Origin of the sequence: Halomonas sp. AOP13-D3-9, from assembly GCF_052379125.1 — a bacterium.
Lineage (GTDB): Bacteria > Pseudomonadota > Gammaproteobacteria > Pseudomonadales > Halomonadaceae > Vreelandella.
Genome location: NZ_JBQSYH010000016.1, coordinates 14,900 through 33,221, shown reverse-complemented (window position 1 = coordinate 33,221; position 18,322 = coordinate 14,900). Strand labels below are relative to the sequence as shown.

17 protein-coding genes are annotated in these 18,322 nt (G+C 56.5%); 9 read left to right on the top strand and 8 right to left on the bottom strand.

Going from position 1 to position 18,322, the window contains the following annotated elements:
- Nucleotides 1-80: 80 nt before the first annotated feature.
- From ACT3UM_RS17410 to ACT3UM_RS17385, 6 genes are all read right to left on the bottom strand, one after another.
- Nucleotides 81-1,001, bottom strand: a complete 921-nt coding sequence (locus ACT3UM_RS17410) for a hydroxymethylglutaryl-CoA lyase (protein WP_498900861.1) — start codon at nt 999-1,001, stop codon at nt 81-83.
- An 11-nt stretch (nt 1,002-1,012) separates the two neighbouring features.
- The gene (locus ACT3UM_RS17405) at nt 1,013-3,067 is read right to left on the bottom strand and encodes an acetyl/propionyl/methylcrotonyl-CoA carboxylase subunit alpha (protein ID WP_498900859.1); all 2,055 of its coding nucleotides are present in this window, start codon (nt 3,065-3,067) and stop codon (nt 1,013-1,015) included.
- Nucleotides 3,064-3,888, bottom strand: coding sequence for an enoyl-CoA hydratase/isomerase family protein (locus ACT3UM_RS17400; protein WP_498900857.1), 825 nt, complete (start codon nt 3,886-3,888; stop codon nt 3,064-3,066). The genes ACT3UM_RS17405 and ACT3UM_RS17400 overlap by 4 nt, the downstream gene beginning before the upstream one ends.
- Nucleotides 3,889-3,900: 12 nt before the next feature.
- Nucleotides 3,901-5,508, bottom strand: coding sequence for a carboxyl transferase domain-containing protein (locus tag ACT3UM_RS17395; RefSeq protein ID WP_498900855.1), 1,608 nt, complete (start codon nt 5,506-5,508; stop codon nt 3,901-3,903).
- Nucleotides 5,509-5,518: 10 nt separating this feature from the next.
- Nucleotides 5,519-6,688 (bottom strand): isovaleryl-CoA dehydrogenase, encoded by a 1,170-nt coding sequence (locus ACT3UM_RS17390; RefSeq protein ID WP_498900853.1) that lies wholly within the window; start codon nt 6,686-6,688, stop codon nt 5,519-5,521.
- 96 nt (nt 6,689-6,784) lie between these two features.
- The gene (locus ACT3UM_RS17385) at nt 6,785-7,261 is read right to left on the bottom strand and encodes a MerR family transcriptional regulator (RefSeq protein ID WP_498900851.1); all 477 of its coding nucleotides are present in this window, start codon (nt 7,259-7,261) and stop codon (nt 6,785-6,787) included.
- 350 nt (nt 7,262-7,611) lie between these two features.
- Here ACT3UM_RS17385 and ACT3UM_RS17380 point away from each other — a divergent pair, with 350 nt between their 5' ends.
- The 9 genes from ACT3UM_RS17380 (at nt 7,612) to ACT3UM_RS17340 (ending at nt 16,769) form a co-directional block, all read left to right on the top strand.
- On the top strand, nt 7,612-8,403 hold the full coding sequence (locus tag ACT3UM_RS17380) for an ABC transporter ATP-binding protein (RefSeq protein WP_498900849.1): 792 nt from the start codon (nt 7,612-7,614) through the stop codon (nt 8,401-8,403).
- Complete coding sequence (locus tag ACT3UM_RS17375) at nt 8,400-9,143, top strand: ABC transporter ATP-binding protein (RefSeq protein WP_498900847.1); 744 nt, start codon at nt 8,400-8,402, stop codon at nt 9,141-9,143. Before ACT3UM_RS17380 ends, ACT3UM_RS17375 begins: the two co-directional genes overlap by 4 nt.
- A 148-nt stretch (nt 9,144-9,291) precedes the next feature.
- Nucleotides 9,292-10,515, top strand: a complete 1,224-nt coding sequence (locus ACT3UM_RS17370; protein ID WP_498900845.1) for an ABC transporter substrate-binding protein — start codon at nt 9,292-9,294, stop codon at nt 10,513-10,515.
- A gap of 98 nt (nt 10,516-10,613) precedes the next feature.
- Nucleotides 10,614-11,501 (top strand): branched-chain amino acid ABC transporter permease, encoded by an 888-nt coding sequence (locus ACT3UM_RS17365; RefSeq protein ID WP_498900843.1) that lies wholly within the window; start codon nt 10,614-10,616, stop codon nt 11,499-11,501.
- 2 nt (nt 11,502-11,503) lie between these two features.
- Nucleotides 11,504-12,496 carry a branched-chain amino acid ABC transporter permease gene (locus ACT3UM_RS17360; RefSeq protein ID WP_498900841.1) on the top strand — a complete coding sequence of 331 codons (993 nt, stop codon included), beginning with the start codon at nt 11,504-11,506 and terminating at the stop codon, nt 12,494-12,496.
- A 215-nt stretch (nt 12,497-12,711) separates the two neighbouring features.
- Complete coding sequence (locus ACT3UM_RS17355) at nt 12,712-13,866, top strand: acyl-CoA dehydrogenase family protein (RefSeq protein WP_498900839.1); 1,155 nt, start codon at nt 12,712-12,714, stop codon at nt 13,864-13,866.
- 17 nt (nt 13,867-13,883) lie between these two features.
- Complete coding sequence (locus tag ACT3UM_RS17350) at nt 13,884-14,999, top strand: enoyl-CoA hydratase/isomerase family protein (RefSeq protein ID WP_498900837.1); 1,116 nt, start codon at nt 13,884-13,886, stop codon at nt 14,997-14,999.
- A gap of 37 nt (nt 15,000-15,036) precedes the next feature.
- A complete protein-coding gene (mmsB, locus tag ACT3UM_RS17345; RefSeq protein WP_498900835.1) occupies nt 15,037-15,939 on the top strand; it encodes a 3-hydroxyisobutyrate dehydrogenase in 903 nt (300 codons plus the stop codon).
- A gap of 203 nt (nt 15,940-16,142) precedes the next feature.
- Nucleotides 16,143-16,769 (top strand): glutathione S-transferase family protein, encoded by a 627-nt coding sequence (locus ACT3UM_RS17340; RefSeq protein WP_498900833.1) that lies wholly within the window; start codon nt 16,143-16,145, stop codon nt 16,767-16,769.
- Nucleotides 16,770-16,927: 158 nt separating this feature from the next.
- On the opposite strand, the gene ACT3UM_RS17335 is transcribed toward ACT3UM_RS17340, so the two are convergent.
- Nucleotides 16,928-17,152 (bottom strand): amphi-Trp domain-containing protein, encoded by a 225-nt coding sequence (locus ACT3UM_RS17335; RefSeq protein ID WP_064233106.1) that lies wholly within the window; start codon nt 17,150-17,152, stop codon nt 16,928-16,930.
- A 100-nt stretch (nt 17,153-17,252) separates the two neighbouring features.
- Nucleotides 17,253-18,191, bottom strand: coding sequence for a ketopantoate reductase family protein (locus ACT3UM_RS17330; RefSeq protein WP_498901054.1), 939 nt, complete (start codon nt 18,189-18,191; stop codon nt 17,253-17,255).
- Nucleotides 18,192-18,322 lie beyond the last annotated feature (131 nt).

Sequence of the window (18,322 nt, the reverse complement as noted above, 5' to 3'; positions counted from 1 at the left end):
CTCTCCGATATTTTTCTTGTCCGAGCGGGAAGGCAGAGGATAGTTAGCTGCTTTTATTATTTTATTGATAATGTCTAATTTTACTGGCTAGGGCCTTTTGCCAGGGCGACTTTGGAGCTCGGCTTGCGGCCTAGCTCGCCAGTGATCCAAAAGCCGGTATCGATCACTGCCTGCAGGTCGATACCCGTTTCAATCCCCAGCCCTTCAAGCATGTAGAGCACGTCTTCGGTGGCCACATTGCCGGAGGCGCCCTTGGCGTAGGGGCAGCCGCCGAGGCCTGCCGTCGCCGCATCAATCACGCTGACGCCCTCTTCCATTACTGCGTAGAGGTTGGCCAGCGCCATACCGTAGGTGTCATGGAAGTGGGCGGCCAGGAACTCAATCGGCACCTGTTGCTGAACGGCTTCAATCATGCGCTTGGCGGCCAGCGGTGTGCCGACGCCGATGGTGTCGCCGAGTGACACCTCGTAGCATCCCATCTCATAAAGCGCCTTGGTGACTTCGGCTACTTTGCCTGGCGCGATCTCGCCCTCATAAGGGCAGCCCAATACGCAGGAGACGTAGCCGCGTACACGTACGCCAGCATCGCCTGCGCGCTTGAGCACCGGTTCAAAGCGTGCCAGCGATTCGGCAATCGAGCAGTTGATGTTCTTTTGCGAGAAAGCTTCAGAGGCAGCACCAAACACTGCGACCTCTTCAACGCCAACGGATAAGGCGTTTTCAAGCCCTTTCAGGTTGGGCGTGAGCGCTGAGTAAACCACGCCGGGTTGGCGCTTAATACCGGCCATCACTTCGATGGCGTCACCCATTTGCGGCACCCATTTGGGTGACACAAAGCTGGCGGCTTCAATATGCGTCATACCCGCCTTGGCAAGCCGCTCGATCAGGGCAATTTTGGTCGCCGTGGGTACTATCCCTCCTGGCTCGTTTTGTAGGCCGTCCCGGGGGGCCATTTCAAACAGGCGAACGTGCTGGGGTAGGGTGGATGGGCGCAATGCCATACAGAGCTCCTTTATTCGTTGGCCGCAAAATCGAGTAGCACAGCGCCTTGGCTGACCGTATCGCCGGCCTGGAAGTGGAAGGTTTCCACGCTGCCGTCCGCCGGAGCGGTCATGGTGTGCTCCATTTTCATGGCTTCCATGACCATTAGCGGCATGCCTTTCTCAACCGCCACGCCGGGTTCCACCAGCAGGGCAACTACGGTGCCGTTCATGGGAGCCGTCAGGGTGGATTCCGCTTCGTGGTGGCCATGATCGATGGCATCAATGCGCCGCCAGAACAGGCGCGTTTCACCGCTGGGGTCGGCCATCACCACCACATGCCCATCGCGGCGGGCCTGCAGGCGGCGGCGGTGGCCGTTTAGCGTGACCGCAACTGCATCACCAGTGAGCGGCTGTAGGCTTGCGGTGAGGGTGTCATTGCCGATAGTCAGGTTCCACAGCGCCTCGCCAGCATTGCGTTTACCTTCGACGATCACCACTGTCTCGTCACTATCAGCGGCTTTTATATCTGCCTGGTCACACAGCGCGATTCGAATGGTGTGGGGTGCGTTTAGGCGGAAGCCATCATGGCGATCCCAGGGGGAGTCACTTTCGCACTCCTGAGCCAATTGATTCAGGCCAATCAGCGCCGCGCTGGCGTAGGCCTCCATGCTGTAAGTTCGGGGAGCAAACAGCGTCGCTTCGTTGCGCTCGATAAAGCGGGTATCCAGCTCCACGTTCTTAAAGCCCGGATGCGTTGCCAGGCGCATTAGGAAGGCGCGGTTGGTCACGACACCTTGTACATCCAGCGCCGCCAAGGCGCGGTTGAGTGTAGCCAGCGCTGCATCACGATCGGCGCCGTGAACGATCAGCTTGGCGAGCATGGGATCGTAGTGCATTGACACCGTATCGCCGCTCTCTACACCGCTATCCAAACGTACTTGGTCGCCGCTTAGACCAGCACCTTCTAAATCCAGCGCGAAACGGTTGAGCAGGCCGGTAGCGGGAAGGAAATCCTGATCCGGGTCTTCGGCGTAGATACGCGCTTCAAAGCTATGGCCGGTGATCGTCAGCTCATCTTGAGAGCAGGGCAGTGGTTCGCCCATGGCGACGCGCAGCTGCCACTCGACCAAATCTTGGCCGGTGATCATCTCAGTGACGGGGTGTTCGACCTGGAGGCGAGTGTTCATCTCCATAAAGTAGAACGAACCATCAATGTCTAAAAGAAACTCGACGGTGCCTGCGCCTACGTAGCCGATCTCCTGGGCGGCGCGCACCGCGGCATCGCCCATGGCGCTGCGCAGCTCCGCCGTCATGCCGGGTGCGGGAGCCTCTTCAATGACTTTTTGGTGGCGCCGCTGAACGCTACAGTCCCGCTCGAACAGGTAAACGCCGTTGCCATGGCGGTCGCAAAATACCTGCACTTCCACATGGCGGGGCTGTACCAGATACTTCTCGATCAGCATCCGGTCATCACTAAAAGCAGCTTTGGATTCGCGGCGGCAGCCATCCAATGCGGCCTGAAAACTATCACCAGACTCAACCACGCGCATGCCTTTACCACCGCCGCCGGCGCTGGCTTTGAGCATTACTGGGTAGCCGATTTTGTCGGCTTCGCTGCGCAGCAGGGTGTCGTCCTGATCGTCGCCGTGATAGCCCGGCACCAGCGGCACGCCCGCATTGGCCATGCGCGCTTTAGCAGCGGATTTATCGCCCATGGCAGCAATCGCCGAGGCGGGCGGGCCGACGAAGGTAATGCCTGCTTCTTCAAGGGCTTTGACGAAGGTACCGTTTTCGGAAAGAAAACCGTAGCCGGGGTGAATAGCGCCGGTGCCGGTGCGCTTGGCGGCGTCAATCACGGCATCAATATTGAGATAGCTTTCCCGCGCAGCGGCAGGGCCTAAGCGCACGGCCTCGTCGGCTTCACGCACATGGCGGGCGCTGGCATCGGCGTCAGAGTAGACCGCGACGGTTTTTAGCCCCATCCGGCGTGCAGTGCGCATCACACGGCAGGCTATTTCGCCACGGTTAGCGACCAGCAAGGTATCAAAAGGCGTCGTGCGAGCGGCTTTTTGGTGTTTTTTCATGGGCGACGCTCCGAAGCGTGAGGTGTGTTATTAGAATCGGCCCAGACGGGGCGGCGCTTCTCAAAGAAACTGGATAAACCCTCTTGGCCTTCCTGGCTTACCCGAAGTTTGGCGATGACCTGGCAGGTGTGTTCTCGAGTGGCGTCACTGTCTGGCGCTTGAGCTACCGCGCCCATCAGCGCTTTAGTGGCGCGCTGGGCCTGGGGTGAACCCGCCTGAAGAGTGGTAAGCATGTCGTCGACCGCGCTATCCAGCGCATCGTGTTCGACCACCTGGTGGACTAATCCGAAGGCGAGCGCCATTTCTGCGTCTATCACCTCGGCGGTTAGCGCATAGCGGCGCATTTGCCGCTCACCAAGGGCGCGCTGAACGTAAGGGCTGATCACGGCGGGGGAAAGACCAATCTTGACTTCCGACAGACAGAATTTGGCTTTCCCTGAGGCAATCACCACATCACAGCAGGCGGCAAGCCCCACCGCGCCGCCAAAAGCCGCGCCTTGCACGCGGCAAAGCGTGGGGCAGGGCAGTGTGTCGAGACCGTGCATCAATGCGGCAAGCTTGCGGGAGTCGGCGAGGTTATCCTCCAGGTCGTAATCGACCATGCGCTTCATCCAGTTCAGATCGGCACCCGCAGAGAAGCTTTTGCCTTCTGAACCCAGCACTACCGCGCGCACATCGCCTGATTCGGCCAACGTATGCAACTGGTCAAGGTGCGCGTTTAGCTCAGCGATCAGGCTGTCGTCAAAAGCGTTATGCACCTCGGGGCGGTTTAAGGTCAGGCGCGCCACACCCTCTTCTATAGTCAGTGTTGAGTAAGCCATGGTAAGACCCCCTTACATCCGGAACACGCCGAAGCGCGTCTCTTCGACTTCTGCATTCATGGCTGCCGCTAATGATAAGCCGAGCACATCGCGGGTTTGCAGCGGATCAATCACGCCGTCATCCCATAAGCGGGCGCTGGCGTAGTAAGGGTGACCTTGATGCTCATACTGCTCACGGGTGGGCTGCTTAAAGGCTTCTTCTTCCTCTTTGCTCCACTCGCGGCCTTCACGCTCGTGCTGCTCGCGCTTCACCTGGGCCAGTACGCCCGCCGCTTGTTCGCCGCCCATCACGGAGATACGCGCGTTGGGCCACATGAATAGCAGGTTGGGGTCGTAGGCGCGACCGCACATACCGTAGTTTCCAGCACCGAAACTGCCGCCAATCAGTACGGTGTATTTGGGCACCTTGGCGCAGGCCACGGCGGTGACCAGCTTGGCGCCGTGCTTGGCAATACCTTCGTGTTCGTACTTGGAGCCGACCATAAAGCCGGTGATGTTCTGCAGGAAGATCAGCGGAATCTTGCGCTGGGCGCACAGCTCGATAAAGTGCGCGCCTTTAACCGCACTTTCGGAAAACAGCACGCCGTTGTTGGCTACGATACCCACCGGGTAGCCATGAATATGGGCAAAGCCAGTGACCAGGGTCTCGCCGTAGTAGCGTTTGAACTCGTCAAAATCGGAGTCGTCGACGATGCGGCCAATCACCTCGCGCACGTCGTAGGGCTTTTTAAGGTCGGTGCCGACAATGCCGTAGAGCTCGGAAGGATCGAGCTTGGGTGGTTTTGGCGCCTGCATGGCGAGCTTGCCACGCTTTTGCCAGTTCAGCCGTGACACGCAGGCGCGGGCAAGCTGCAGTGCGTGGGCGTCGTTCTCCGCGTAGTGGTCGGCCACGCCGCTGACCTTGGCGTGAACATCCGCACCGCCCAAGTCTTCAGCGCTAATGCTTTCACCCGTAGCGGCTTTTACCAGCGGTGGGCCACCCAAGAAAATCGTGCCCTGCTCTTTGACGATGATCGACTCATCCGCCATCGCAGGCACATAAGCGCCGCCCGCGGTGCAGGAGCCCATGACCACGGCGATTTGTGGAATGCCTTCGGCGGACATGGTCGCCTGATTATAGAAAATGCGCCCAAAGTGGTCGCGGTCGGGAAAAACTTCATCCTGGCGGGGCAGAAATGCGCCGCCGGAATCGACCAAATAAATACACGGCAGGCGATGCTTGCGGGCAATCTCCTGGGCACGAATATGCTTTTTCACCGTCAGCGGAAAGTAGGTGCCGCCTTTGACCGTGGCGTCGTTGGCAACGATCACACATTCGACGCCGGAAACGCGGCCAATACCGGTGACCACGCCCGCGGCGGGTATCTCGCTGTCGTAAATGTTGTGGGCCGCCAGGGCGGAGAACTCTAAAAACGGCGAGCCTTCATCGATCAAGTGATCGATGCGGTCGCGGACAAACAGCTTGCCCCGGCTTTCGTGGCGTTCGCGGGCTTTGGCACCGCCACCTTGAGCGATGGCGGCGGTCAGTTCACGCAGTTTGTTCACTTCACCGAGCATTGAGGCTGCGTTGGTTTGAAACACATCGCTGCGCGGGTTGATCTGAGTGGAAATGGAGCTCATGACAGGACCCTTACTTACTTTCGGTGAAGAGTTCGCGACCAATTAGCATCCGCCGAATCTCGCTGGTGCCTGCGCCGATCTCATACAGCTTGGCGTCACGCAGCAGGCGCCCGGTGGGGTATTCGTTGATATAGCCGTTGCCGCCGAGCAACTGAATCGAATCCAGCGCCACTTGAGTGGCTTTTTCCGCGCAGTAGAGAATCACTCCAGCGGCGTCTTTGCGCGAGGTTTGGCCGCGGTCGCAGGCACCTGCAACGGCATATAAATAGGCGCGGCAGGCGTTCAGGGTGGTGTACATATCCGCCACTTTGCCCTGCACCAGTTGGAACTCACCAATCGACTGGTTGAACTGCTTACGCTCATGGATATAGGGCATCACCACATCCATGGCGGCCTGCATGATGCCAATGGGGCCAGCGGCGAGCACGGTGCGCTCAAAATCCAGGCCACTCATCAGAACCCGCACGCCTTTGCCTTCGCCACCGAGGATATTCTCAGCGGGCACGGCGCAGTCCTGAAACACCAGCTCGCAGGTGTTGGAGCCACGCATACCCAGCTTGTCGAGCTTCTGAGCCGTTGAAAAACCGGGCATGCCTTTTTCGATAATAAAGGCGGTGATGCCTTTGGAACCGGCGTCTGGATCTGTTTTGGCGTACACCACCAGCACGTCCGCATCGGGGCCGTTGGTGATCCACATTTTATTGCCGTTGAGGATATAGTGATCGCCACTCTGCTTGGCTCGTAGCTGCATTGAGACCACATCAGAGCCTGCGCCGGGTTCGGACATGGCCAAAGCGCCCACGTGGTCGCCGCTGATTAGTTTGGGGAGGTACTTGGCTTTCTGTTCGGGGGAGGCGTTGATCTTGATCTGGTTAACGCACAGGTTGGAGTGGGCGCCGTAAGAGAGCGCTACCGATGCGCTGGCCCGGGAGATCTCCTCCATAGCGATACAGTGGGCAAGATAGCCCATGCCGCTGCCACCATCCTCTTCGGAGACGGTAATGCCCAGCAACCCCATATCGCCAAACTTCTTCCACAAATCGTTGGGAAACTCGTTATTGCGGTCGATTTCAGCAGCGCGGGGAGCAATCTCGCTGGAAGCAAAGGCGTTGACCTGCTCACGCAGCATGTTCAGCTCATCATCGAGGCCAAAATTAAGTTCTGAGTAGTGTGAAAACATGGTCAATCACCTGCTATTAATTATTGGTGTTTGCTAACTATGCTGGCTAGCTGTGTCGGCGAGTCGAGCTGGCGTTAGAGATGAACGGGCGCTGAGTCAGTGCATGGTGGCGGAAGAGGTTGCGTTTTTTTCGGAAGAACCATCAGCAGTACCCGTGCGCTCCTCTTCATGCTGTTTTTCGTGTGGCCCTTTTTCATTTAGCTCTTCGAGCGCTTGGCGGCAGCGAATTTCGGCGCTTTCAAGCTCTAACTGCACCATCGTGATGTCTTTCATCTGCTGGTCGAGAGCCGACCGGCGCTCGGCTATCTTGCTGAGCATTAAATGCAGCTGCTTTTTACTGCCGCTGCGGGTTTCGTCCCATAGCTCGAATAGCTCGCGAATCTCAGCCAGAGAGAAGCCCAGTCGCTTGCCGCGAATGGTCAGCTTGAGACGCACCCGATCTTTGCTGCTGTAGACCCGGGTCTGCCCGCGACGGGTGGGGTGAAGCAACTCCTGGTCTTCGTAAAATCGGATGCTGCGGGTGGTCAAGTCAAACTCGTTGGCCAGTTCGCTAATCGAGTAAGTTCTGCTCATGGCGACGTTCTCTCAAAAAGGCATGTTGTTAACAATCATTCCTAAGGATCATTCCTAAGATATACCTTCTATGGAACACTGCCACTGAGGCTAAAACAAGTTTACGTTAACGTAAAGTAATAATTGCTAGCAGTTTAAAAGCGTTGAATGTATTTAACCAATTGATATTTATGTTTTTAATATGTTTGTTTAGGTAAGAGAATCTCGTCGATAGACCAAAGTTGTAATTGTATTGCCATAGCGAGAGTTGCTAGTTTGCACATACACCTTACGTTCAGGTAAGGCAGTGGCAGCCACATCTGCTTACCTGTAAAGATTTAGCACAACAACAATAAGAGGCTTGCCACTCTATGAGTGCAAACGATGTCCTTCAGGGACCTGTCCTCGAAACCCGAGGGCTGACCAAAGAGTTTCGCGGCTTCACCGCCGTGGACGATGTCAATCTCCAGGTACAGGAAGGGCATATACACGCGCTGATAGGCCCCAATGGTGCGGGTAAAACCACCGTATTTAACTTATTGACCAAATTTCTGCCGCCTACCCGCGGCGATATTTTGTATCGTGGCAAGTCGATCACGGGTAAAAAGTCCAATGAAATTGCTCAGTTAGGTTTGGTGCGTTCGTTTCAGATTTCAGCGGTGTTTGCCCATATGACCGCGCTGGAAAACGTGCGGGTAGCACTCCAACGCAAACTGGGCACTTCGTTTCATTTCTGGAAGTCAGAAAAATCCCTGGATCACCTCAACGAGCGCGCCCTTGAATTGCTAGAAGAAGTGGGGCTGCGGGAGTACGCCGACACCCTAACCGTGGAAATGCCCTACGGGCGCAAGCGGGCACTTGAGTTGGCTACTACGTTAGCGCTAGACCCCACCATGATGCTGCTGGATGAACCGACCCAGGGCATGGGCGCGGAAGATGTGGATCGCATTGTGGCGCTGATCAAGCGCGTGTCTCAAGGGCGCACGGTATTGATGGTGGAGCATAACTTAAGTGTGGTTAGCCGTCTGTGCGACCGCATCACCGTGTTGGCGCGAGGCGCTGTTTTGGCCGAGGGTGATTACCAGGCTGTTTCTCGTAACCCACTGGTACGTGAAGCCTATATGGGCAGCGACGCTGCGGAAGAAGAAGGAGCTGCCGTATGAATACCGCTGAAGCGCAGGCGCCTATCGATACTGTTCAAAGCCTGGAAATGTTGCGGGTGCAGGATCTGCACGCCTTTTATGGCGAGTCGCATATCCTGCACGGCGTTAATTTCGATGTGAAACGCGGCGAGCTGGTTACGCTGTTAGGGCGCAACGGCGCCGGGCGAAGCACCACGCTGAAATCAATTATGAACATGGTGGGGCGGCGCACTGGCTCGATTGTGATTAACGGCAATGAAACGCTGCATATGAAGCCGCACCATATTCCGCGTTTAGGGATTGGTTACTGCCCAGAAGAGCGCGGCATTTTTGCCAGTTTGGATGTGCATGAAAACCTGCTGTTGCCGCCAACGGTTCGCTCAGGTGGTATGAGCCTGGATGAAATCTACGCCATGTTTCCTAACCTCTATGAGCGGCGTCGAAGCCAGGGCACGCGGCTTTCCGGTGGCGAGCAGCAGATGTTAGCCATGGCGCGTATCTTGCGCACCGGTGCGCGCATGCTGCTGCTGGATGAAATTACCGAAGGGCTGGCGCCGGTTATCGTGCAGAAGCTGGCCGAAGTGCTGGTTCAGCTTAAAGAGCGCGGTATGACCATTGTGCTCGTAGAGCAGAACTTCCGCTTCGCGGCGCCGCTGGCAGACCGCCACTTCGTGATGGATCACGGTCAGATTGTCGAAGAAATCAGTGCCGCGCAGCTGCCATCGCGGCGGGAACATCTCAACTCAATGCTGGGGGTATAACGCACCAAAAAGCACGCTAGCACCACCTTGCTCCGAAGACTTTTTCGTTTTGCTATTAACCGTAGCATCACAGCAGCTCAATAACTAAACAACAGCTGAACAACAACCGCACAATAACAAATGGGCCCCCAAGGGCCAGGAGACGAACATGACCTTTATGAAAAAAACGCTGACCGCCAGTATTGCCGTCGCGGCAGCTTCAAGCCTCGCTGTGTCCACTGCCCAGGCGGATATGAGCGATGGCGAAGTGCGCATTGGCTACCTGGCCGATATGTCCGGCACTTATCGCGACCTCGCAGGTCCGGGCGGTTTAACCGCCATGGAAATGGCGGTGGCCGATTTTGGCGGCAGTGTCAACGGCGCATCCATCGTTATTTCCAGTGCAGACGATCGCAATAGCGCAGACGTGGGTGCTAACACCGTGCGTGGCTGGATCGATCAGGATAACGTCGATATGGTCGGCGGCTTAGTGGCGTCTTCTGTGTCCATTGCGGTCACCAAAGTGCTGGAAGAGAACAACGGGCTGGGCATCGTCTCCGGCTCTGCGGCTTCGAGTATTACCAACGAGCACTGCACCCCTAACCATATTCACTGGGTCTACGACACCTATCCGCTGGCTAATGGTACGGCCAAGGCCGTTGTAGAGCAGGGCGGGGATACGTGGTTTATGTTGACTGCTGACTACGCCTTTGGCCATGCATTGGAGGGCGACGTAACCAAAGTAGTGGAAGAGAGCGGCGGTGAAATTGTGGGCGGCGTACGCCACCCATTCCCCACGAACGACTTCTCGTCGTACATCCTTCAGGCGCAAGGCTCCGGCGCGAAAATTGTTGGCTTGGCGAACGCCGGTGCCGATACGGTTAATGCCATCACCACGGCCAGCCAGTTTGGCCTGACGCAATCCGGACAGCAGCTTGCCGGCCTGTTGATTTTCTTGAACGACGTTCACGCCCTTGGCCTCGAAGCTACTCAGAACCTGTTGCTGACGACCGGCTGGTACTGGGATATGGATGAGCAGTCCCGCGAGTGGGCGCAGCGCTACTTCGATGAAGTAGGCCGTATGCCGACCATGGTTCAAGCGGGTATTTACTCCAGCACCATGCACTACCTGAAAGCCGTTGAAGCTGCAGGCACCGACGACCCAGAAACCGTGCGCGCGCAAATGGCCGAGATGCCAGTTGAAGACTTCTTTGCCCGCAACGGCACTATTCGTGAAGATGGCCGCATGATTCACGATATGTACCTGGCCCAGGTGAAAACGCCGGAAGAGTCCACCGGTGAGTGGGACCTTTACGAAATCCTCAGCACCATTCCCGCCGAAGAAGCCTATCGCCCGCTGTCTGAAAGTCAGTGCAAGCTAGTGCAAAACTAGGCTGTTCCCACTGAATAGGCCGAGCCACTGTAGGTGGCGTTTAGAACCGGTTGGCGGCAAGTGGCCGCCAACCGCTTGACGGCGAGGAGAGTCGTATCATGATGATGATATTCGGCGTGCCAATGGCCGTCTTCATGGGGCAGCTAACGCTGGGCCTTGTGAATGGCGCCTTTTACGCACTGCTTAGCCTGGGTCTGGCGGTCATCTTCGGCCTGTTGAAGATCGTTAACTTTGCCCATGGGGCGCAATACATGCTGGGGGCCTTCGCCGCGCTGTTAGGCTTTCGTTACCTGGGCATTAACTACTGGCTGGCGCTGCTGTTGGTTCCTTTAGTGGTCGGTGCCTTCGGTGTGCTGCTGGAACGCTTTTTACTGCGCAGGATCGCGCACTTAGATCACCTTTACGGGCTGCTGCTGACCTTTGGTTTGGCGCTGATTTTTGAAGGTACGCTGGTCAACTTCTTCGGTGTTTCCGGGGCGCGCTACGCCACGCCGGAAATTTTTCAGGGTGGTTTGAACCTGGGCTTTATGTTCCTGCCCACTTACCGCGCCTGGGTGCTGGTGGCGGCGCTGGCGATGTGCCTGTTTACCTGGTTTATGATCGAACGCACGCGGTTGGGGGCTTACCTGCGTGCGGGTACGGAGAACTCGCAGCTAATGCAGGCGTTTGGCGTCAATGTGCCGCTGCTGATAACGCTAACTTACGGCTTTGGGGTTGCTTTGGCTGCGTTTGCCGGGGTACTGGCTGCGCCGCTCTATCCGGTATCGCCGACCATGGGCTCAAGCCTGCTGATCGTGGTGTTCGCGGTCGTGGTAATTGGCGGTATGGGCTCGATTCTAGGCGCCATTATTACCGGTCTCTCCATGGGTATCATCGAAGGGCTGACCAAGGTGTACTACCCAGAAGCCGCGAATACAGTGATCTTTCTTGTCATGATCCTTGTGCTCATGTTGCGCCCTGTTGGGCTGTTCGGTAAGGAGGCATAAACATGACAGAATCGCAAACAATAGCGGCGCCGTCCGCGGTGCTGGAGCGGCAAAAGCGGGCGAAGTTTCGTCGCAATATGTTCTATCTGGCATTGATTGTGGTGGGCTTGGTCGCGCCGTTTTTGGCCTACCCCGTGTTCTTAATGAAAGTGCTCTGTTTCGCGCTATTTGCCTGTGCGTTTAACCTGCTGCTGGGCTATGCGGGGTTGCTCTCCTTTGGCCATGCGGCCTTTTTAGCGACCGGCGGCTATGTGACCGGCTACCTGCTGGCAAGTTACCCAGGGCTTACGCCGGAGCTGGGTATTATCGCTGGCACCTTGCTAGCCACGCTGCTTGGCGTAGTGTTTGGGGTGCTTTCTATACGTCGTCAGGGCATCTATTTTGCCATGGTGACCTTGGCGATCGCCCAACTGGCGTACTTCATGTTTGTCCAGGCGCCGTTTACCGGTGGTGAGGATGGCTTGCATGGTGTGCCCCGTGGCGACCTATTTGGGGTGATCAGCCTGAGTAGCAATCTGGCGATGTACTACTTTGTTTTCGCGATATTTATCGCTGGCTTCGCGCTGATTCAGCGCACGGTGCATTCGCCGTTTGGCCAGGTGCTCAAAGCGATTCGTGAAAACGAGCCCCGGGCGGTATCGCTAGGCTACAACGCCGACGCCTATAAACTCGTTGCGTTTATCATCTCAGCGGGTTTGGCGGGGTTAGCAGGCTCGACGAAAACCGTGGTTTTCCAGCTGGCTTCACTGACCGATGCGCACTGGCATATGTCGGGTGAGGTGATTTTGATGACGCTGCTGGGCGGCGTGGGCACTTTGCTGGGCCCGCTGATGGGCGCGGGCATTGTGGTTAGCTTGCAGCATATCCTGGCGCAGTCGCCGCTGGGCAACTGGGTCAGCGTCATTCTCGGCATTATTTTTGTGGTCTGTGTACTCAGCTTCCGTAGCGGCATCATCGGTGAGCTCGACAAGATGTACCGCAAAAACTTTAAGTAAGCGCTTTTTTAAATAGCACTCTCTCTGTCCCGTACTTATAAATACTTCTTGTTGGGCGCCGTTTGGCGCCCTTTTTTCTATCTAACCGTTGAGTGCCTACACCTAAGGTCGCAAGCGCTGGCATGTTGCTTGTGGTCGAGTAAATAGATAAGTTAACGTAAACGTCAATTACAACGACAACAGCCAGTGTGCACGTACACTCGCGGAGATGCGCCATGAATTTTGAGCTTAACGAAGACCAGGTCGCCTTTGCCGATATGGCGCGGGCATTCGCCCAAAACGAACTGGAGCCCCATGCCGCCGAATGGGATCAAACCTCGTTCTTCCCCGTTGATGTGATTCGTAAAGCGGGCGAGCTGGGTTTCTGCTCCCTGTATGCCCCGGAAAGCGTCGGTGGATTAGGCCTTTCGCGCCTGGACGCCAGCATCATCTTTGAACAGCTCTCCATGGGCTGCACCTCAACCACGGCCTACCTAACCATTCACAATATGGTCACCTGGATGCTGGCGGATTTTGGCACACCGGAAGCCGTAGAGCAGTGGGGCGAACGGCTGGCCACGGGTGAGCTGTTGGGCTCTTACTGTTTAACCGAGCCCAATTCAGGCTCGGATGCTGCCTCGCTTAAAACCACGGCGAAGCGTGACGGTGACGACTACCTAATCAATGGCAGCAAGATGTTTATCTCCGGCGCCGGGAGCACCGATTTTCTGGTGGTGATGGCACGTACCGGCGGTGAAGGTGCCAGCGGGGTCTCGGCGTTTGCGGTAGATGCCAAAACCGACGGTATCAGCTACGGGCGCAAAGAAGAGAAAATGGGCTGGAACAGTCAGCCCACGCGCATGATCACCTTTGAAGACGTGCGCGTGCCCGCCAATCATCTACTAGGCAACGAAGGCGACGGTTTCAAAATTGCCATGAAGGGCCTCGACGGTGGCCGGATCAATATTGCTACCTGCTCCATCGGCACCGCTCAGCAAGCGATTAACAAAGCGCGGGAATATATGCTGGAGCGCAAACAGTTCGGCAAGCACCTGGCCGAGTTTCAGGCGCTGCAGTTCCGCTTGGCCGATATGGTCACCGAGCTGGTCGCCGCACGCCAGTTAGTGCGTATGGCCGCCACCAAGCTAGATGCAGGCCACGCCGACGCCCCTACCTACTGTGCCATGGCCAAACGCTTTGCTACCGATGTGGGCTTTAAAGTGTGCGACGAAGCGCTTCAACTTTACGGTGGCAACGGCTATATCAAGGAGTACCCCATGGAGCGCTATGTGCGTGATACCCGGGTACACCGCATTTTGGAAGGCACCAACGAAATTATGCGCCTGATTATCTCTCGCCGAGTGCTAGCAGATGGCGCCACCGAGCTGTAAGAGGATAAGGAAAGCCAATGAGCAGCGTACTGTTTACCGAACACCCCACTGATGATGGCCACGTCATAGGCGAAGTTAAGCTCAATGCCGAGCGCTCGCTAAATGCGTTAACCCTTGAGATGTGTGAAGAGATGTTGCCCCACCTGCGTAGCTGGGCTACCGACGAGCGGGTCGTGGCGATACTGCTAGATAGCGCCGGTGAGAAAGCCTTTTGTGCCGGTGGCGATGTCGTCAACCTCTATAAAACCATTACTGGCGAGGGCGACCCCAGCTTCCCAGAGCGCTTTTTCGAGACCGAGTATCGGCTCGACTTTTTGCTGCACACCTACCCCAAGCCGGTGATCTGCTGGGGCAATGGTATTGTGATGGGCGGCGGCATGGGGCTGTTAAGCGCCAGTAGCCACCGTGTCGTGACCGAGACCTCGCGTTTGGCAATGCCGGAAGTCACTATCGGCCTCTACCCGGATGTAGGCGCCAGCTGGTTTTTAAACCGGCTTCCCAACGGCGCAGGGCGATTTCTAGCCATGACCGGCTGCCAGATCAATGCGCCAGATGCCGTTCATCTAGGTTTGGCTGACCGCTGTATCGCCAGCCACCACCGTGACGCTATGCTGCAGCAACTGACCGACGCGCGCTGGGGCGCCGGTGAACATACCGATGCCAACGGTGTGGTTAACCGCATTATGCGGGAGCTTGAGCAAACATCGCAGCCGGTATTCGCCGAGCTGGAAACGCCCGTTTACCAACACTCACCGCTGATTCGTGAGTTGATGGATCACGACAGCGTAGAACAAATTGTCGCCGCCATTACGGCGGTAAAAAGCGACAATAAGTGGTTTGTCAAAGCCCAGCAAACGCTGGCCCACGGCAGCCCTGTCTCTGTTAAGTTAATCGATGAGCAGCTAAAGCGCGCCAAGCATATGTCGCTCGCGGAAGTGTTCCAATCCGAGATGGCGCTTTCGGTACAGTGCTGCCGCCACCGTGAATTTCCTGAAGGCGTTCGCGCGCTGCTGGTCGATAAAGACGGCCAACCGGCATGGACGTATCCCGATGTGGCCTCGGTAGAGGAGAGCTTTATCAACGAGCTACTATCTTCCGCATGGTCGCAAAATCCGCTGGCGGATCTACGCTAATATAATCTTCCCATTACCGGCTAATAAGGATAATAAAATGAACACTATCGCATTTATCGGCCTGGGCAATATGGGCGGCCCCATGGCTGCCAACCTAGTAAAAGCTGGCTTTGACGTGCGCGCCTTTGATCTTTCTCAAGAGGCGCAAGAGACCGCCAAAGCGAATGGCTGTGAAGTGGCTTTCTCGGCCCAGGAAGCTGCCACCGATGCCGACTTTATCATTTCAATGCTGCCCGCCGGAAAGCATGTACGCGGGCTATATATTGAAGACGATGCGCCGCTGTTTGAAGTGATCAAGCGGGGAGCGCTGGTCATCGACTGCTCTACCATTGACGGTGCCACTGCCCGAGGCGTTGCTGAAGAGGGCGAGAAGCTGGGTATCGGGTTTGTCGATGCGCCGGTTTCCGGTGGCGTGGGCGGCGCTCAAGCGGGCACCTTGACCTTTATTGTGGGCGGCAGCGAGGTCGAGTTCAGGCTGGCCAAACCGGTGCTGGAAGCCATGGGCAAAAACATCTTCCACGCTGGAGGCCATGGCGCAGGGCAGGTGGCCAAAGTCTGCAACAATATGCTGCTCTCTATCCTGATGGCGGGCACCTGCGAAGCGATCAATATGGGGGTTAAAAACGGCCTGGATCCCGCGGTGCTTTCCGAAATCATGAAGCAGAGCTCCGGCGGCAACTGGGCACTCAATGTTTACAACCCCTACCCAGGCGTCATGGAAAACGCACCGGCTTCTAATAATTACCAGGGCGGCTTCCAAGTCGACCTGATGATCAAGGACTTAGGCCTCGCCATGGATGTCAGTCAGCAGAGCGCCTCCGCAGTCCCCATGGGCTCCGCCGCCCGCTCACTCTTTACCCTGCATAAAGCCAAGGGCAACGGCAAACTCGACTTCTCAAGCCTGATGCAGTTTTATCAGGATAAAGAGGGTGAATGGTGAGGAGTGAATGGTGAGGAGTGAATCGTAAGTGGTGAGGAGCGAGATTTTGTAGCGCGTGGTAACGAGTTTTGCGAGGAACGAGCAACACGAGGCACCCGCGGGAGGGCGGCGAAGCCGCCCCAGCTATCCCACCAAAGCCACAGCTTGTCTCCGACCTCAAGGGCGGGCAAACTTAAAGAAACTGCTCATATACAAGGACTACCATGATCACGCTTTGGGGCCGCAACAACTCCACCAACGTTAAGAAAGTGCTCTGGGTGCTAGAAGAGCTGGAACTGCCGTTCGAACAGATCCAGGCGGGGCTTGAGCACGGGGTGAATAACACGCCGGAATACCTGGCTATGAACCCCACCGGGCTAGTGCCGCTACTCAAAGATGACGCCACCAACAGCGTACTGTGGGAATCCAATACGATTATTCGCTACCTTGCCGCCCAGTACGGGCAAAGCAAGCTATGGATCGAAGCCCCCGCCGAACGGGCACAGGCTGAAAAGTGGATGGATTGGTCGAACAGCACCCTGTCACCCAGGCACCGCACGATCCTAATGGGCTACGTCAGAACCCCACCCGAAAAACGCGATCACGCCGCTCTTGAAACGGGTATGCAAGCGTGTGAAGAGCTGTTTGAGTTGATGGATAACGTGCTGGCCAAGCAAGCGTTCTTTTCGGGCAATGACTTTGGCCTGGGCGATATTGCCGTTGCACCCTTTATCTACAACTTATGGCATATCGGCTTAACCTGGCAGCCGCGCCCCCATCTAGAACGCTGGTACCAAAGAATCGCCGAACGCCCCGCCTACCAACAAGTGGTGGTGATTCCGGTTACCTGATATTTGAATCTGAATGAGAGAAGTGCGCTTGTGGCACGCTCTAAAAGCCTGGCTAGGAAGAGGTTTTTATGTAGCGCGTGGTAACGAGTAGCGAGCACCCGCGGGAGGGCAGCGAAGCTGCCTTGTTATCACGCACGCAATTCAATTCAATTCAGACACTACTCATTTTTCCATTTGATCTGAAATTCAATTTCCTCTTCATCATCTGAGCGTTCGTGTTCAATGGTGAATTCGGCGCGAACGGGGACATAGATGCGCTCGCCTGCAATCTGAATATCGAAACGTTCCCCGTTCTCGATGGCATCAGCCAGTCGTCTTAGCTTGGCCACAAAATCGGCCTTCGGATAGCCTTTCTCTACGTCCCTCTCTTCTTTGGATCCCATTTGCTTCTCCTGGGTAAAGTCATTAATGCCGACGCCTACGGTGAATCAGGCTCGTATCCAGTCTAGCAGGTGATCCGCACATATAACGGGTGACCTTTCCTCAATGACGAAGAGTGCCTAAATAACTCACTTCTATCTCCGCCAACTCATCATCCAACCCCTGCAACACCTCGCACGCCAACCCATGCCGCTCGGCACTCTCAATCAACGGCCCCAATATCGCCCCGCGCTCAGTGGGGCGTTTGGCCTCCACATCCTGCAACATCGAAGCTTTATTATTGGCGGTGTTCTCAACCACCTGCCATACCAACGCCAACCAAGCTTCCTCACCCTGGCCGTTAATGGGCGGCTGAATGCCCTCAGCTATCATAATCGCCGTAACTTCCTTTACCACCGCCACCACACGGCCCGCATAAGCTTCACCACGCAATTCACCATTACGCACGCCATTCAATGCCACCAGTGGATTAATCGCCGCGTTAACCGCCAGTTTCTGCCACAAGCGCTGGCGAATATCATCCACCTTGGTGGCGGCAAACCCCGCCTGGGTTAATGTTTGCGCCAATTCTTCCGCCAGCGCACCGTGCTGGTTATGCAAATCGCCCACAAAAGTATGCCCGCGCCCCGCATGAACCACGCCATCATCACCGGTTAGATAAGCCCCCTCAGTTGTTGTCGCGCACAACACCGGCCCCGGCCACGCCCGGGTAATACGCGGCTGCGCCAAAAAGCCGTTTTGCCACAGCACCAGCGGGGTAGAAGGGGGGACGCAGCCCGTAATGTCAGCCAGCGCAGACTCAGCCACCATGGCTTTGGTAGTGATATGCACAAAAGCAGGCGGTTCAAGCGGATTTGATGCCAGTTGAGCTATCGTCAACGAGTTAAACGGCAGCACGCGCTGTTCGCCTTCCGGTGTGGTCAGTATCTGACGCGCAGGCAGCCCACGGCGACCAACTAGCGTGATGGCCGCTATAGGTGAAAGCGAATGGGCCAGCAGGCGGCCAATGGCACCCGGGCCGAGTATCCAGTGGGTAGGCATTATCAAAAATATCATCAGCAGCAGGAGTGCCGCCAAGCTTACCGCGTTTGGTTTAGGGGCGCGAAGGTGATAAAGGCACGAGCAAAGGGGACTAATGGATAGTGACGGTGGTAAACAATGTCTGATAGGTT

What these genes read in the sequence shown, in the direction of transcription:
- ACT3UM_RS17400 (WP_498900857.1), bottom strand. Translation starts at nt 3,888, where the DNA reads ATGGCTTACTCAACACTGACTATAGAAGAGGGTGTGGCGCGCCTGACC.
- ACT3UM_RS17370 (WP_498900845.1), top strand. Translation starts at nt 9,292, where the DNA reads ATGACCTTTATGAAAAAAACGCTGACCGCCAGTATTGCCGTCGCGGCA.
- ACT3UM_RS17380 (WP_498900849.1), top strand. Translation starts at nt 7,612, where the DNA reads ATGAGTGCAAACGATGTCCTTCAGGGACCTGTCCTCGAAACCCGAGGG.
- ACT3UM_RS17395 (WP_498900855.1), bottom strand. Translation starts at nt 5,508, where the DNA reads ATGAGCTCCATTTCCACTCAGATCAACCCGCGCAGCGATGTGTTTCAA.
- ACT3UM_RS17365 (WP_498900843.1), top strand. Translation starts at nt 10,614, where the DNA reads ATGATGATGATATTCGGCGTGCCAATGGCCGTCTTCATGGGGCAGCTA.
- ACT3UM_RS17405 (WP_498900859.1), bottom strand. Translation starts at nt 3,067, where the DNA reads ATGAAAAAACACCAAAAAGCCGCTCGCACGACGCCTTTTGATACCTTG.
- ACT3UM_RS17330 (WP_498901054.1), bottom strand. Translation starts at nt 18,191, where the DNA reads ATGCCTACCCACTGGATACTCGGCCCGGGTGCCATTGGCCGCCTGCTG.
- ACT3UM_RS17355 (WP_498900839.1), top strand. Translation starts at nt 12,712, where the DNA reads ATGAATTTTGAGCTTAACGAAGACCAGGTCGCCTTTGCCGATATGGCG.
- ACT3UM_RS17360 (WP_498900841.1), top strand. Translation starts at nt 11,504, where the DNA reads ATGACAGAATCGCAAACAATAGCGGCGCCGTCCGCGGTGCTGGAGCGG.
- ACT3UM_RS17350 (WP_498900837.1), top strand. Translation starts at nt 13,884, where the DNA reads ATGAGCAGCGTACTGTTTACCGAACACCCCACTGATGATGGCCACGTC.
- ACT3UM_RS17410 (WP_498900861.1), bottom strand. Translation starts at nt 1,001, where the DNA reads ATGGCATTGCGCCCATCCACCCTACCCCAGCACGTTCGCCTGTTTGAA.
- ACT3UM_RS17340 (WP_498900833.1), top strand. Translation starts at nt 16,143, where the DNA reads ATGATCACGCTTTGGGGCCGCAACAACTCCACCAACGTTAAGAAAGTG.
- mmsB (WP_498900835.1), top strand. Translation starts at nt 15,037, where the DNA reads ATGAACACTATCGCATTTATCGGCCTGGGCAATATGGGCGGCCCCATG.
- ACT3UM_RS17375 (WP_498900847.1), top strand. Translation starts at nt 8,400, where the DNA reads ATGAATACCGCTGAAGCGCAGGCGCCTATCGATACTGTTCAAAGCCTG.
- ACT3UM_RS17335 (WP_064233106.1), bottom strand. Translation starts at nt 17,152, where the DNA reads ATGGGATCCAAAGAAGAGAGGGACGTAGAGAAAGGCTATCCGAAGGCC.
- ACT3UM_RS17385 (WP_498900851.1), bottom strand. Translation starts at nt 7,261, where the DNA reads ATGAGCAGAACTTACTCGATTAGCGAACTGGCCAACGAGTTTGACTTG.
- ACT3UM_RS17390 (WP_498900853.1), bottom strand. Translation starts at nt 6,688, where the DNA reads ATGTTTTCACACTACTCAGAACTTAATTTTGGCCTCGATGATGAGCTG.